We start from the raw sequence: 16,349 nt of genomic DNA on the forward strand, positions 1-16,349 counted from the left end.
TTGAGACGTACTTCCCCATGCCATCACCACTCATCGCTTTGATTCTCTCGTTCTTTATCCCAGGACTTGGTCAGTTTTATACCGGCCAGTTACTAAAAGCAATTCTGCTGTTCGTAGCAGCAGCAATATTTGCTGGTCTATCGACTATTCTGATAGGAATTCCTTTCTATCTTATCGTATGGATATACAGCATGTTTGATGCATACACGAAAGCAAAGGAGATGAATACCTGATCATTTATTTTTCGGCCGTTTTATGTGAACCTACGGCTAACGTCACTTAAGTAACCTGTAATTGCTGAATATTACATACTTTCATATTTGGTCTACACATAAATGTGATGTAAATGAACATTACATTGCGAAAATGGTAGAAATGGAACCAAAAAGGTGATCCGATATTATGAACAGACAACAGATAAGGAGAGTTATTCTCTTCTGGATGTTTATCACCCTCCCGATAATTCTTGTGTATATTTCCCCAATTATTCTGCTCAGAGGAGTGTCAGAAGGCATAATAACCGGAATCATGGTGCTTATTAACATAACCTTTATAGCATCGCTCTTTTTTGGTCGATTCTGGTGTGGCTGGTTCTGTCCTATGGGAGCAGAGCAGGAAATATGTGGAGAAATTCAAAAAAGTCCAGTCTCTGGAGAAAAACTAAGCTTTATAAAATACGGAATCTAGTTGGTCTGGATTCTAAACACTGGTGAGATAGAAAATTATGAGTGTATACTCTGTGCATCATGTGCAGATATCTGTCCACAAAATGATATCTCCTACACGTTTTAATCCCCTTTTTTCATGACAATAACAGAAAACCACATGAACCACTTCATTTCTCACCTGTAACTATGAAAATTGCATCAGTAACAAATGATGAAAGTTAATAGATCAGAAACTATTTTCATCGTAAATTATTTTAAAAAAAGGAGTTTCATCCTAAAGGTGGAACAAACATCGCCAATAAAACAATATCTCTATTCCCTGCACGAATAATATGTGATACTCCTGGAGGTGTAACAAATGTCTGGCCTTTTGATACCGAAATTTCTTTTTTATTGAGAATAAAAGTACCATTACCTCCAAGAATTGCGTTCCACTCCCATTGTGTATCATGGCTGTGTAATGGGACTTCACAATTTTCCTGAACCCGGACAAGATGATAACTAAATTTCCCATATGTCTGGTTTTCTCCGATTAAGTCTTTTAGGAATACTCCTTTCCACCCAGGTGGAGAATACCAGGGCATATCATCAGCATGTACTACCTGCTCAGGAAAAAAAATAGTAGTTTTTTCTAATGTACTCGACATATCATCGTTCCTCATTATTAATCAATATGGGAGTCATGAAATCTAGATCAATCCTTTACAGCAGGAATGACATCTTTGAATATATCAATTCCATAATTGACATTTGGACTTGAGTTACCAAGGCAGAAATGAGTTATACCTGCATTCTTAAACCGCTCGATCTCATGAATTAGACCTTCTGCATCGGTTGCACATAAGAAGTTTTTCTTAATCATTTCAGATCCGACTGCATTTGCATGAAGTTCTACTTCGGGTGGATCACTGACACGGTACTTAAACATAGCAGGAACTAAACACCCAGCCCAGAACCGGTTCCCTTCGACCGCCTTTTCGAAATCCGGATCCACGGAATACCATATTAACATGGCTTTCTCCATTTTTTTTGGATCTTTCCCAGCTTCTTTTGCACCTTCTTCAAATTTTGGAATGGTAACGTTTTTTAAGGTTTCTGTATCGGCAGAAACGGTCATTAAATGGTCGCCGTGTATTCCGGCGAGCTTTGCTCCCTTAGGGCCCATACCACTAAAATAGAGGGGTACTTCATCTTCTGGCTTTGTATACATAAACGCTTTTTCGAGGGTGTAATATTTTCCTTTAAATGTAACGGGTGTTTTACTCTCCCAAAGTTTTCTCATAACCTCTATGGCTTCAATCGTCATCTCTTGACGTTCAGGAACACTCGGCCATTGCCCAGTTACCGGAACTTCATTAAGTGCTTCACCTGCTCCAACTGCAACTCCAACTCGTTTTGGGTACATTTGACGAAGTGTTGCAAACGTCTGGGCAACAACACCAGGATTATATCTTAAAATTGGGCATGTAATACATGTAGAGACAAATACTTTTTTGGTCGCCTGTAATGTTGCACCCATCCATGCCCAAGCTTGACCTGACTGGGCATCTGAGTGGTACCACGGGTGAAAATGATCATCAACCCAGATAGAATCAAAACCTACTTTTTCTGCTCTGACTGATTGTTCAAGAGCATCCATTGGTTTATACTGCTCAATAGACGCAAAATAGCCTACTTTTGTTTCCATGATAATTCCTCATTCCGATAATAAGGACCAAAAATGGCGCAATCTTTCGTGACCGGAATATTGATACCTATCAGTATCCAATAATCATGGGTAACGAGCGAACCAACCTGGATTCATAGGATGATTGTGAGTCAATTGAATCCGGCTGGTCATCGCCATTAATGGTACAGTTTATCTCTTGTCGGTATTCTGTGGACGGTTGTCCACATAGATTCTTTCATCTTTATGATAATAAACTTGATTTTTATTGCTCAGCAATAAATCTGATTTCCGGAAGGATTAATAAATACTCAAATATCAAAAGACCTGTTAAACATAGATTTTCTCGTAAGAAATACCAAAAATACTATCGGGTTACAGATCAGCATTAAAAGTCATCGAAACCTAATTATTTGTATTGATGATCAATAACAAACAGAATTATGCAAAATTCAGACAGTACATTTTCAATCCAGAGGCAATTCGCAGAATTGTCCAATCATCTCATGTTCTTTTTGCACTTCATCAGAAACATCAACCATGAATGAAGCGATTTCTCCAGAAGGCAATTTAAACACATAATGTGAAATCCAGGGAAAGTCATCCCGTTTCCGGTATTTCAACGGAGCAACAAATTCAGGTTTTTCTGACATGAGGACACGTCGTAAAAGGTCTCTGATTTCCGGATTTGGAAGATCAGGAAATTCTTCAAATAACTTTTTCCCGATGAGATCTTCCTTATTCATACGAAGCAGGTTAGCCGTTGCTTTATTGACATCCTTAAGGATATATTCGTTTCCATCGTTAATGGGTTCGTAAATTAACACCCCGTTACAGGTATTCTCAAAAAAAGAATGATATCTGATTTCATTAAAGAGACTTTTCCGAAGTGCTTCCTCTGCTTTCCAATACTCTGTGATATCAAGAATCAGACCGTTCCATATTGTTTCTTCTGGCAATATAATTGGTTGTGAAATTACCCTTATATATCGTTCCTCATTTTGGGAAAAAATATATTGTCCTTCAAATTCCCAAGGTGCATTTCTACGAATAACATATTCTATTGAATCAGTCCATCGTTTCTGATCAGAAGGTGCAATATGTGAACCAAAACGATTGATCCAGGAATCAAGGGGATTAGGAGAGATGCCATATAATTCCTCTGATCGTTCATCTACAAAGTACATTCCAGATTCCCCTGTATTTCGTACATAAAACTGATATACAATACCTGGAAGGTTTCTGGCAATCCCAAAAAACCGTTGCTCGCTGATTCGCAATTCCTCTTCTGCTTTTTTTCTATCAGTAATATCAAGGAAAAGCCCATTCCAGATGGTTTCGTTTTTCAGGCGTATCGGTTGAGATACTCCTCGTATATACATCCTTTTTCCATCTGGATGGATAAAGATCCCTTCAAAATCCCAAGGGACTATCCGTAAAATTACATCTTGAATTGAGGCAGTCCACCGCTCCTTATCTTCTTCTGCGATACAAGCAGTGAACCGATCAAACCAGTTGTAAAGAGGTTCAGGAGACAGTCCATAAATTTTGTCAGAGCGTTCATCAACATAATAAACTCCCCATTCACCTGAATCACGGGCAAAAAATTGGTATGCAATACCAGGGAGATTACTCGTGATTCCTCTAAAACGTTCTTTTAATTCTTTTTCAGCTCTTTTCTGTTGGGTAATATCGAGGAATAGAATAAAAAACTCACGAGGATTATTTGCTCGTCTATCTATTATTGGTGCAAACACCACTTGAAAATATGCAACGCCACTTTTGCTAGTTGGAACAAGGGTAGTTCTTTTTACACGATCAAAATTACAGGTAAGTGTTATCTCTGCATTTTTTCCTTCTTTTATTAGGCGTTCAATAGGTTCACGAGAACACATGATATCAAAAAGATTGATGTGAGCAATATCAGTAAATCGAGTCAGACCAAGTATTTCAAGTGATGCCCGATTCGCATTCAAAATCGTACCATCCTCCTGAAACATAAAGATACCACTTGGTACTTCTTCAAATAGGGTCCGGATCTTCCGTTCACTGCTTTTTAATTCATCTTCAGTTTTTTTCCAGGTTGTGATGTCCCGAAAACTGATCATAATTCCCGTTTTTCCAGTAAATGAAAGAGAAGGAACAGTTGTCTGAATGAACTCGGTAAGAAAAATTCGGTTTTTTACAGGTTCAATGAGCAACATCTCGTTCACATACGTTTTTGACAATAAAATTCGATCTATATTATCACGAACCGAGGGATCTCTGAAGAGAGATAAATCTAATTTTTCGAGAGAGAAACCAGTAATCTGCTGGTGTTTCCCGATATCAAAAGTTTTTATAAAACTTTTATTGACCATAAGAATACGAAGATCCTCATCAAGTATTAAAATTGCATCAGGAAGATAATCAAAAAGATCATCAAATGGAATTTTCTGTGATGATGAGTAGAGTTTTGCTTTCCCATATGGTTTCATGATCACATGTCCTTGGGTTAGCAGTACTTCCATGTATTTTGAAACCGAGCCCCGGTTTATTTTTAAATCTCTTGCTATTCTCGAAATTGAAACTGACTCAGGAAAACGTTCTTGGAGATATTCACGTATCTGGGAATACCTATCCTTTGTCTCATTCATTAAAATAACCTAATTATTAAAGCAGAGGAGAATTATCATAGGATTTAGAGATGATAGATTATCATTACATTATCATAACATTTTTGGAAAATCCTTTTCATATATCATTGTGAAAAAATATAGCCACAATAAAGATTGGAATTTATAACCAGGATATCTTCTTTAACGATTTCGTAAATGTATTGTGTTACATTGGGATGAATTTGAAAATTAATTCGGTGTTGATATTTTAGAACAAAAAATCTACCAGTTATCAATATCCTTAAAGCAGTAATTATATAATCCAGATGAATAAAAAACCTATGCTTCCAACCAATAAAATTATTTCAGTTACTCTATGGTGAATTCAATTTTTTCAGGAAATTTGAGATTTTATTTTTTTAATCCTCTGATAATAATAACATTCAATAATCATAAAGAAATGATGGTTGAAATAAAAATGAATCCAGGAAAACCACCATTTTGCAGATTATTACCCTCCCTTTTCTCTCATGTAATGAAATCCACTATGGTTTTATTCATGAAATTGTCTAGGTTCACACTTTATACTTCTAAAAAAGAATAGAAATGAAATAATTTTAACTTTATTTATTTCGGAAAAGTAAATTTCCACCCTGTTCATCAATCACAATCTCCTGCTCCTTTGTTACTGTACCGGCCAGGATCATTTTCGATAATTCATTGAGAAGATTCTTCTGAATAACTCGCTTGATTGGCCGTGCTCCAAACTGGGGATCAAACCCGAGATGAGCAATGTGACTGATTGCATTATCAGTTACAGTAAACCTAACATCATTCTTTTCAAGCATTCTGCGAACAATATCCAGTTGCAATCTGACGACAGTCCGAATCTCATCCATGGACAGCGGCCGGAACATGATAACTTCATCTATACGGTTCAGGAACTCTGGACGAATCGTCTTTTTCAGGAGGTCGAAAACCAACTCTTTGGTTCGATCAAATACTTCATCACGGTTCGTATCTGTAACATGTTCCAGATTTTCCTGGATGATATGTGACCCAATATTCGAGGTCATGATGATAATGGTATTTTTAAAGTCCACCGTGCGACCCTTATTATCAGTCAGACGACCATCATCAAGTACCTGAAGTAGTATATTAAAGACATCCGGATGAGCCTTTTCAATTTCATCCAATAATACAACTGAATATGGTTTTCTCCTGACTGCTTCAGTTAATTGTCCTGATTCTTCATATCCAATATAACCCGGAGGAGCACCGACAAGTCTGGAGACCGTGTGTCGCTCCTGGTATTCAGACATGTCAATTCTGACCATGTTGTTCTCATTGTTGAACAAGAACTCTGCAAGAGCTTTTGCGAGTTCGGTCTTCCCTACCCCCGTGGTTCCCAGAAATATAAATGAACCAATCGGACGCTTTGAGTCTGAAAGCCCAGCTCGGCTCCGGCGGATAGCATCAGAGACTGCATGAATTGCCTCATCCTGCCCAACGACTCTCTTGTGAAGTTCCTCTTCAAGGCTTAGGAGTTTTTGTTTTTCGCTTTGAAGCATTCTGCTTACTGGAATTCCTGTCCATCGGGATACAACTTCAGCGATCTCTTCTGCATCCACCTCCTCGTTTACCATGGCAGAATCTTTTTGCAGGTCGGTGAGTTGATTTTTTAATCCCTCAATGTTCTTTTCTTTTTCCGGGATCCTACCATACCTGATCTCCGCTACTTTTCCCAAATCGCCAGTTCGATTTGCACTGTCTGCTTCAAACTTTAAGTCTTCAATCTCGTTCTTACTAAGTTGTATCTGCTCAACAATGTCTTTTTCAGATTGCCATTTTGCTTTCAGCCGGTTTCGTTCTTCGGTGAGGTTTCCTATCTCCTCGTTCAGGGAATCCAGCTTGACCTGATCCTTCTCCCGTTTTATTGCTTCCCGTTCAATTTCCAGTTGACGAATCCGACGCTCAATAATCTCAAGTTCCTCTGGAACAGAGTTAATTTCAAGCCGAAGTTTCGAAGCTGCTTCATCAATCAGATCTATCGCCTTATCTGGTAGAAACCGGTCAGAAATGTATCGTTGGGATAATTCAACAGCGGCAATGATAGCTTCATCCTTAATTCTGACATGGTGATGAGTTTCATACTTCTCCTTGATACCTCGAAGGATAGAAATCGCATCAAGAGTGTCAGGTTCATTCACCATAACCGGCTGGAACCGTCGTTCAAGAGCTTTATCTTTCTCGAAATATTTCTGGTATTCCTTTAAAGTTGTTGCACCGATAACATGCAATTCTCCCCTGGAAAGAGCTGGCTTTAAGATATTTGCTGCATCCATCGCTCCTTCACTTGCCCCAGCCCCGACAAGGGTATGAATTTCATCTATGAAGAGTATGATCTCCCCGTCCGATGAGACAACTTCTTTTACAACACTTTTCAGGCGTTCTTCAAATTCCCCTTTGTATTTTGCTCCTGCTATAAGAGCACCCATGTCTAGCGAAAAGATCTGTTTGGTTTTGAGATTGTCTGGAACATCTCCATCGATTATACGATGTGCAAGACCTTCTGCTATAGCAGTTTTTCCAACTCCTGGTTCTCCGATCAGAATCGGATTATTCTTTGTCCTGCGGGAAAGAATCTGTAAAACCCTCCGGATCTCATCATCCCTGCCAATGACCGGATCTAACTTGCCGGAGAATGCTAGTTCATTCAGATTTCTGGCAAACTGGTTTAAAGCATTATATGTCTCTTCAGCAGTCTGACTGCTCACTGTGGAACCTTTCCGGAGTTGTCTAATTGCGGTTTTCAGATCTTTTTCAGATACTCCGTTTTCTTTGAGAAGTCGGGCAGTAGATTCATTTACAGAGAGAATTCCAAGTAGTAGATGCTCGATTGATACAAATTCATCTTTAAATTCCTGGGCAATAGCACTTGCCTTTTGGAGAACTTTTGTCATATCATGAGACAGATATGGCTCACCCCCTGTGATCTTTGGCAATGCATCGATATTTCGGTCCAGAACCTGACTAAACCGATCCAGATTTACATTGAGTTTTTTAAGCAGGTATGGGATGACATTTTCATCCACGATTAGCATCCCCTTAAGCAGATGCCCAGGCTCGATAGCTTGGTTCTGTTTTCCTGCGGCAATTTCCATTGCTTTCTGGATTGCTTCCTGCGATTTAAGGGTAAAATTGTTGAAATTCATAATAATGATCACTTTGTTATTGATTTGTAATTCTATATATATTTATCGTATGGTATGAGGAAAATAAATTCGTTGATTATTGGTGTATTTGTGTGATAATTACTATTTTGTGAGGAATATGCCATATTTTAGAAGTAAGCAGAGATACTGTCCTTCTGGAAAATATGATACATAAATTTGCCAGAGTTTTTTTCGGTGAATATACCAAATTGGAAGTCATATTTCAAAGATGAGATAATGACCCAACAATATATTTCAAATTGACTTGAACATATCAATTCAGAAATTATAAGGGCTTATATTATAATCACTCTATATGATCCATGCGAGAAAAGCCATCCTCATTTCCGGAGTATTCTATATTCTGATATGCTTCATAATTATGACAACCTCTGTTTATGCAGAAAATTCTCATATCGGGGGTAACAGACAGATCACCCTCTATGGGATGTACCCAACATCAGGAGATCTCAAAACAACTGGTGATGGATCTCTTGCTGCCTTTGACCTTGCAGTCTCTGATTTCAATACATACCTCAAATCAATCGGATCAGATATCCAAATTGTTCCAAATGTTCTCGAAATCACCTCTGAAACGGATTCTGCTGTTGAAAAAGTAATAAAACTTGGTGATTCCAGGGCAACAGCAATATTAACGTATTTATCGGATGACCAGGCTGATGCAATAAAAGAATATTGTATATCTCATGGCATTTTACTCCTTGCAACCGGCGTTACCTCTCCCATCCATGCAGATCCACATGATAATCTCATTCGATTTAATCCTGATGACACGCTGCAGGGAAAAGTTACATCACAATTTTTTTCGGATAAAGGATTTACACGAATTGTGCCTATTGTCCGGGATGATCACCACGGAGGGAGTCTCATGAATGCTGTATCCCAAAGTCTGGGAGAAGATGTTTCAATAGAGAAAGAGATTTGGTATAGCCCGGATACGACAGACTTTACCCCGGTTATCTCACAACTTGACCAAAAAATTGGAACTCTGCTAAAAACATTAAAACCTGAAAAAATTGCGATATATGCTGTCACCTCCCGTGAACTGCAGGATATCATGGCTGGAGCTGACACCCTTCAGTATATGAATCTGACAAAAGTGTCATGGATTGGATGCGATTCTAACGCCGTGCTTCCGGAGCTTACTGGCCTGTCAAAGCCTGCAGAATATGCATATGCCAGAAATTTTACTGCAATTGACTTTGGATCTGACATTTATGCAAAACAAAATCCAACGTACCTGACCCTTGTTTCCAGAACTGCAGGGAAGAATCCTGATGGATTTGCTCTTGCAACATATGACTCAGTCTGGATAGTTCTGAAAACCCTAGTAATGGGTGGTGCATCAGACAGCCATTCGACAGAGACAGCAGTTCTTCCTATTGCTGAGCAGCACTATGGCCTTTCTGGTTTATACCAGATGAATAAAAACGGAGACCGGATAACCGGAACATATGATATCATGACTCTGGTGAAGGATCAAAACGGGATTAGATGGGAAGTAACATCCTATGCTGAAGTAGGGAAGAGAAGTATAGGTACCAATTCTATAACTATGATACCCGTTTTGCGATAAAAAAATCCATTACTCATGGCTGCCAATCAGAGTATATGGCACTCACAATCGAAGATAAAGCAGGAATAATAAGGACCATGGACCAATATGCTCATTCTTACAAAAATAAGGATATTGAAACATTATCTGCGATTTTTTCTCAGAATATATCTGGATTTGGCAGCGGACCAGATGAGATAATCAGGACGCATGATGATTTTATCCAGCACATAAAGCGTGATATGACCCAGGCGACAATACATTCGGTTGAATTTACAGATCGCAGGATTTTTGGTGATGGTATGATTGCATGGGTTACTTCACAATCTACGATGACATACACAACAGATGGTACAACAACACAGACAATCCATGGAAGGTCAACGATGGTTCTTCGGAACACAGGGAACGGCTTTATTATCGAACAGCTCCATTTCTCCTTGCCCTGCGGAGAGCAATCTAATGGGCAGTCGTTTCCGAATTCAACACTCTCTAAATTTGGTACGGTTGAACAGCAGTGCACAGAGAATTAAACGATAAAACTATAGAATATTCCTGGTGACATGTAAAATTCATTAAAAAATAGTCATAATGTATTCTGGATCCTGTCATGATTGAATCCCTATTACATGCCTTACTTCTAAAAATAATAATTATTAGGTAACTTTTATATCCCCATATTGTTTCATAAAGATATTATCAGTATCAGTAAGGGGGACAAGGGTATTTGACTCATCCAGAAACATTGATACAGGGATCCAAGAATATGTTCCATCTGTTTTTTTCATGATCTGGTAAAAGAAATAATCCCCGAATTGTCTGTCTCCCCGAGTGTTTAACTTCAACCATCCAGTTGCCCCATAAGATAATTTCCCATAACTATCAGCAATAAAAAGCATTTCGTCAAGTGTTGAAGGTTTACTCTGCATGATCCATGCTGCCATCAATGTCTGATCATACGGGAGTATCTCATAGATACTTGGTTTATGCCCATCCCCTGCCTCTTTTACGACATCATACACTCGCCAGTAATCAGTTCCATCAGGTTGAATAATATTAAAGGAAAGGGCGGTGAATCCGGTATCCGCTGCAAATCTGGCTGCCGTTTCATTCATTAGAATTGCAGGATTTAATGCGATAGAATCCGTTCCTTGCCAACGAACTTTATACAAATTCGGATACTGTGAAGCTTGGGCCAGGATATCAGAAATTTCATCAAAAGATATCGTAAGGATTACAACATTTTTCTCACCATATTCTTCAATAAGCGGAGTTACCAAAGTGTCAAGTTCATTAAGGATTTTTGAAAAATCACGGGTTTGTGGAGAGTACAATAACGTTTCAGTGACATTTCCATTCAATGAGTTCGTTTCCACATTATTGTCTTGGAGTGGTGCAACAAAAGATTTTGACTTCATCAAATCTGAAAGGGTTCCACCATAAACATCATTTCTCGCCAGGATAATCCCTTTCATTGGATAACTATCAGACGTGAGTGTATTAAAGGCAACCAGACTTTTATAAAGATGAGCATCACTTGGTGCGAGTCTGATGACTGGATCTCCTGGTTTTGAAAGTTCTACAGATGTCGAGGAACTAACAGAAAGGATATTCTTTTCGTTCAACACCGGGAGAATTCCGACAACTTCTTCTGAAGTATATGGTCCAACAATTACCTCTACTCCCTGAGCTGACAGTTCTTCTGCTCCGTTGAAAGCACCCTCTTTTGTTCCGTTAACAAAGACTTTTGTAACAATTGTCGTTGTATTTATCCCGGCATTTTTAAAACTGTCATTTAAATCGCTGATAGCCAGATCAATCGCTGCCTCTATCCCTTTAGCATACGAGGCACTCTCTCCATTATCAGCAATAATTGCCCCGATATGGATCTCATTTTCTCCGGAGACCAATCCGAAACATGATAAAAGAATAATAACCAATAGGATGATTGAAAATTTGCTCATAAAATACACCTAAAATATAATCCATGTACGAGTGATCCCGGCAGATAAGAATTTGTTTCTCCCAATCCTTCTCGAAGGTACATGATATGGTATGTGTTTGTGTTATGTGATTAGTATTGTTATATTAGATTTTCTCTATTGATCCAATATAAAGAAATATGCCATAAAAAAGCACGATTTCTGAAATTTGACAAATATTGGCATTTTTATTCGTTCAAGATCATCGGTTTATCCTATACGAACCAGAAGGTACGATGATTTCAAATCTGGCCCCTTTTCCAGGTACACCTGATTCCTGTATTGTAATTCCAGTCAATGAAAGAATTTCCCTGACCAGAAACAGACCATGCCCGGTATTTTTACCAAATCCTCTCTCGAAAATCTGATTTTTATCTATTATAGGAACTCCGACACCATCATCTTCAAAAACTATCATCAAGGAACGCTCTGATTCATATGCTGAAACGAATACTGTTGTTAGATTATCACCGTGCCTGATGGAATTATCCAGCAAATTATAGAATACTCTTTCAAGCATTGGATCAGCAAAAATAAAAATTCCGGATACATTGGCCGTAAAATGAATGGTATCCGGTGGGGATAAGTTTGACAGAATGGTATCAAGAGATATCCACATAGGTTTTTGTGAACCAAGATCCTGATAAATCCGTGAAAATTCTATTTGTGACTGAATTTTCTGAATTCCTTCGGACATTTTTTGAATATATACAGATGTACCTGAATTTTCTGATTCCATCTCTAAAAGTTCAAGATATCCATAAAAAACAGAAATATTGTTAAGAATATCATGACGTGTAATGCTTGAGAGAAGATTTAATTGCCTGTTGGCCTTCAAAATAGCTTCTTCGATCAGTTTTCGTTCAGTAATATCCTGGTTGGCTCCATGAGTTTTAATAAGGGTTCCATGTTCATCAAAAATCGCTCTTACCTGCACAGATACATGGCGGATTTCACCATCCCTTCGAATGAACCGGTGTTCAAAAACAGAAATAAAATTTGGATCAATAGCATTCGAACTCTTGCTCGCTTCTTCAATTACTTTAGGTATATCAGCAGGATAAACAAATTCACGAATGTATGTTTCAGCATCCATGTGATAGCCTCCCTCCCTCTCTGCTGTTGTTCCATACATGGCATAAAACCGGTCATTAAAAACAAATGTCTGTGATGAAAAAATATATTCCCAACTAACGAGATTGGCCATATCCATAGTTTCGGCTAGCATTCGCTGGTTTTCCAGCAGGACTTGTTCAATATGTGCAAGTTCAATATCTGCACCTGCCTTTCCTGCAATAATATCAATAATTTCCTTAACCGAAATACCAGGATTTATAGGATTATTTGAGACGATGCACATAAGCCCCGTGATTTCCCCGTTCGAGTTTTTTAACTGGGATCCAATATATCCCTGGAAATCCCGTCCAGTAATTTTCTTAGTTTCTGGATAAATTGTCGAAAGACTGTCAGGAAAAAAAGTAAATCCATGTTTTAATGTTTTTTCACAGGGTGTACCTTTAATAGGAAATGAAAATTCAGCAACTCTTTTCCCATCAAAAACCATCGAAAGGGCCTGTACGTATTCTTTATCTGGACTTATCTCACCAATCATGACACAATCTGCAAAAAGCCATTCGCTGATACTATCTGTGATTCGATCAAGGGAGTCCTTACCAGATATACCTACCATACTGGTAACCATAGCATTCAATGCTGATTCTGCAGCCTTCTGGTTAGTAATGTCTCGAATAATCGAAAGCATCGTGGGTTTCTTGTTGAGGGTAAACAAAGAAACACTTATGTCGATAAACTTTTCCTGGTTATCAGGGGAAATATAATTTGTTTGAAAGGAAGCATGCCCGTTTTTTAAAATTTCTTTCATGATTGCAGGTGCTCTAACTTTCATATCCGGAGTGTCCAGATCGATCAATTTTTTGCTCTGTAACTCCTCTCGTGGCATGCCAAGGATATTACAGGCAGATTCATTCGCATCAACAAAAGTTCCAGGTCCATTGGGAGTTAGGTCGTTTACTAAAATTCCCTCATATGCATTTTGCATAATGAGCCGGTATCTCTCCTCCCTTTCACGTACTGTATTCTCGTTCTGTTTATATTGCGTAATGTCTTCAATGGAAGAAAGGATTTGAGGTACACCCCTGATTATTACAATGCTTGATGTAAACCTGCATACTCGAATATCACCGGATTTTGTGCGACACTGTAATTCCAAACCATTAACCGCGTGGTTTTCCCTGATCTCTTTAGAGAATTTTAGATACTCAGAATCATTTAAAAAAATACCTATATCATGCGCTTTTTTTCCGATAATGTCATCCCGACTGAAACCTGTATTGAGTACAAAATTATCATTCACATCTACAAAACTACCATCAGCTGCTGATACCAGCGTAAGAGGCACCGGATTTTTTTTGAACAACGTTACAAATTTTTCTTCTGATTCTCGAAGTATTTGTTCGGTATTTTTCTTTTGGGTAATGTCCCGCATGGAAATCTGAACACCAGATAAGATTTCTGCATTCATTACCGGTATTGCATAGAAATTAACAAAAACTCCTGTTCCGTCATATTTTTGTAAGAGGAGTTCTTCATTTTCGATAGCTTCCCCTCGTTTTACTTTACTGATAATCTCCTGAAGATTCAATGAACTTCGTGAAAAAATAGGTGCACAAGCAGAGTCTACAGGATGTTTTATCAGTTCATCTGGCTTATATCCAAGAATATTTCTTACAGAAGGCGAAACATAAGAGATATTCATCTCCTTATCAAGGATAATAATTAGGTCAGGTGATCGTTCTGCCATCCCACGAAACCTTTCTTCACTTTCCCTGAGTGCTTCGGCCATATACCGTTCTTCAGTAATATCCTGTGATATCGAACCAAATCGATATCCGATTTCTGTTTTTATTGGAAAAACAGTTTGTCTCGTAAATATTCGTTTTCCATCCGGACGAATTGCCTCAAATATCCTGGGTTCTCGAAAAACAGGAATACCTGTTTTAAGTGAGGTTTGGATTGATTGTACTATTTGTGTCTGACTTATTTCATTCCGATGTTCCGGTGGGACAAGACGATACATCAGGTTCCAAAGATACATGCCAAGAGCTTCATCCTTTCGAATACCTGATATCCTTTCAGCGCTTGAATTCCATTCAATGATTCTCCCATCTTCGTCGATTAGAAAAACCGCTTCGTTTGTCGCTTCAAAGAAAGATCGAAGGCGGAGTTCGCTTTCGTGGAGTGCATTTACAAATTCTGTCTTCTTGGTCACATCAGTCGTAATACCCCGAAATCCGATGATTGCCCCGTTTGAATGGATCAAGGGATGTGATCGACAATTGAGTATAACGATATGTCCATTTTTATGAATTGCTGGGATATCAAATGAGGTAAGTCCAGGGTTTCGATTATTAATATTATCAAAGAGCTTTTTAAGTGATTTTTGTCCATCTGGATGAAGAATTGAATTGTATGATTTTCCGATCACTTCATCAGGAGTATACCCAATAATATCCTCACTTCTTGGACTAATATAGGTAAAAATCCCGTCCAGGTCTATTTCCCAGATAACATCAGGAGTAGTTTCAACAATTGCTCGAAATTTGGATTCACTCTCCTGAAGAGCTTCTTTCGTCTCTATTAGTTCTTCGAATTGTTTTTGCCGGTCATTTTCTGCTCGCCTTCTTCTGACTGCTTGTTTTATTTTATGAGACAACTCAGCAAACTGTGACTTGGTTTCCCCCCCTTTCTGAAGATAAAAATCTGCACCATTATTGATAGCCTCAATAACGACTTCTTCCCGACCACGGCCAGTAAAAAGGATGAATGGGACATCACCATATGAATTCCTCACGACTTTTAAGAATTCTATCCCATCCATTCCAGGCATCTGGTAATCAGACACTATAGCATCATAGGTCTGGTTGAGTTGGATTTTTATTGCCTCTTCGGCAGATGTCATGGTATCTACTTGAAATCCACCGGTTCGCTCCAGAAATATCTTCCCAATCATGAGAAGATCCGGTTCGTCATCTACATAGAGCAGAGTAATCAAGTCATTTTGATTGAAGGGTTGGTCTGTGTCCATTTCGATCACATCAGGAGGAATAAAAAACACTGAACTCTATTCCAGTACCCAGTCCCTCATGGACGAAGCGATAAAAGGATAAATAGTGATAGGGGTAGAACGTAATTAATCTTATTGATGGTGACAATAAAAATGCAGGATAATCTATAGTGATGTCTTTTAGTAATTGTAAAAAACCGAAGAACAGACATTAAATGACGATTATCTTTATTTTTATCCGAATTATAGGAAACGCCAGTACATAACAGAGTGGTATGTCTGGACGAAGGAATACTGAATATACATCACGAGGTTCCAGGTATATCGATGTTTTGATTGAATTTACTGGATGTTGTCAGGAGCCATATACCGGTTACAAGGTCAGAGAGAGCACGCCGGTTTTTGATCTGGTATCCGGACAATAATTATGAGTAAAAATAGGTGTTATACCTTCCTTCACCATAAGGGACATTATCCCAATTTTTTAGAGGATTTTTTATCAATGCTACCGTCTTTTTCAGAGATATATCCGAAAATATTTCATAATACATAAATATTACT

At 38.4% G+C, this 16,349-nt stretch carries 12 protein-coding genes; 6 read left to right on the top strand and 6 right to left on the bottom strand.

What is annotated here, in order from left to right; all coding sequences use genetic code 11:
• The first annotated feature begins 17 nt into the window (after positions 1 to 17).
• From KSK55_RS14950 to KSK55_RS16765, 3 genes are all read left to right on the top strand, one after another.
• The gene (locus KSK55_RS14950) at positions 18 to 233 is read left to right on the top strand and encodes a DUF5683 domain-containing protein (protein ID WP_218607489.1); all 216 of its coding nucleotides are present in this window, start codon (positions 18 to 20) and stop codon (positions 231 to 233) included.
• Positions 234 to 402: 169 nt separating this feature from the next.
• A complete protein-coding gene (locus tag KSK55_RS14955) occupies positions 403 to 687 on the top strand; it encodes a 4Fe-4S binding protein (protein ID WP_218607490.1) in 285 nt (94 codons plus the stop codon).
• On the top strand, positions 688 to 792 hold the full coding sequence (locus tag KSK55_RS16765) for a 4Fe-4S binding protein (protein WP_218607491.1): 105 nt from the start codon (positions 688 to 690) through the stop codon (positions 790 to 792). It abuts the gene before it with no gap.
• A gap of 145 nt (positions 793 to 937) precedes the next feature.
• Here KSK55_RS16765 and KSK55_RS14965 read toward each other — a convergent pair whose 3' ends face one another.
• The 4 genes from KSK55_RS14965 to clpB form a co-directional block, all read right to left on the bottom strand.
• The gene (locus KSK55_RS14965; protein ID WP_218607492.1) at positions 938 to 1,315 is read right to left on the bottom strand and encodes a cupin domain-containing protein; all 378 of its coding nucleotides are present in this window, start codon (positions 1,313 to 1,315) and stop codon (positions 938 to 940) included.
• Positions 1,316 to 1,362: 47 nt separating this feature from the next.
• Positions 1,363 to 2,355 carry a TIGR03557 family F420-dependent LLM class oxidoreductase gene (locus tag KSK55_RS14970; protein ID WP_214420977.1) on the bottom strand — a complete coding sequence of 331 codons (993 nt, stop codon included), beginning with the start codon at positions 2,353 to 2,355 and terminating at the stop codon, positions 1,363 to 1,365.
• Between the two features lie 446 nt (positions 2,356 to 2,801).
• Positions 2,802 to 4,844 (bottom strand): PAS domain S-box protein, encoded by a 2,043-nt coding sequence (locus KSK55_RS14975; RefSeq protein WP_218607493.1) that lies wholly within the window; start codon positions 4,842 to 4,844, stop codon positions 2,802 to 2,804.
• Positions 4,845 to 5,554: 710 nt separating this feature from the next.
• Positions 5,555 to 8,146, bottom strand: coding sequence for an ATP-dependent chaperone ClpB (clpB, locus tag KSK55_RS14980; RefSeq protein ID WP_218607494.1), 2,592 nt, complete (start codon positions 8,144 to 8,146; stop codon positions 5,555 to 5,557).
• A gap of 382 nt (positions 8,147 to 8,528) precedes the next feature.
• Here clpB and KSK55_RS14985 point away from each other — a divergent pair, with 382 nt between their 5' ends.
• Positions 8,529 to 9,743 carry an ABC transporter substrate-binding protein gene (locus tag KSK55_RS14985; protein ID WP_218607495.1) on the top strand — a complete coding sequence of 405 codons (1,215 nt, stop codon included), beginning with the start codon at positions 8,529 to 8,531 and terminating at the stop codon, positions 9,741 to 9,743.
• A 35-nt stretch (positions 9,744 to 9,778) separates the two neighbouring features.
• Complete coding sequence (locus tag KSK55_RS14990; RefSeq protein WP_218607496.1) at positions 9,779 to 10,255, top strand: nuclear transport factor 2 family protein; 477 nt, start codon at positions 9,779 to 9,781, stop codon at positions 10,253 to 10,255.
• A gap of 123 nt (positions 10,256 to 10,378) precedes the next feature.
• On the opposite strand, the gene KSK55_RS14995 is transcribed toward KSK55_RS14990, so the two are convergent.
• Positions 10,379 to 11,686 carry an ABC transporter substrate-binding protein gene (locus KSK55_RS14995; RefSeq protein ID WP_218607497.1) on the bottom strand — a complete coding sequence of 436 codons (1,308 nt, stop codon included), beginning with the start codon at positions 11,684 to 11,686 and terminating at the stop codon, positions 10,379 to 10,381.
• A 220-nt stretch (positions 11,687 to 11,906) separates the two neighbouring features.
• Positions 11,907 to 15,809: a PAS domain S-box protein gene (locus KSK55_RS15000; protein WP_218607498.1), complete on the bottom strand. Its 3,903-nt coding sequence runs from the start codon at positions 15,807 to 15,809 to the stop codon at positions 11,907 to 11,909.
• A 254-nt stretch (positions 15,810 to 16,063) separates the two neighbouring features.
• Here KSK55_RS15000 and KSK55_RS15005 point away from each other — a divergent pair, with 254 nt between their 5' ends.
• Positions 16,064 to 16,213, top strand: a complete 150-nt coding sequence (locus KSK55_RS15005; RefSeq protein WP_218607499.1) for a hypothetical protein — start codon at positions 16,064 to 16,066, stop codon at positions 16,211 to 16,213.
• Positions 16,214 to 16,349 lie beyond the last annotated feature (136 nt).

This window comes from Methanospirillum hungatei, assembly GCF_019263745.1.
GTDB classification, from domain to species: Archaea; Halobacteriota; Methanomicrobia; order Methanomicrobiales; family Methanospirillaceae; genus Methanospirillum; species Methanospirillum purgamenti.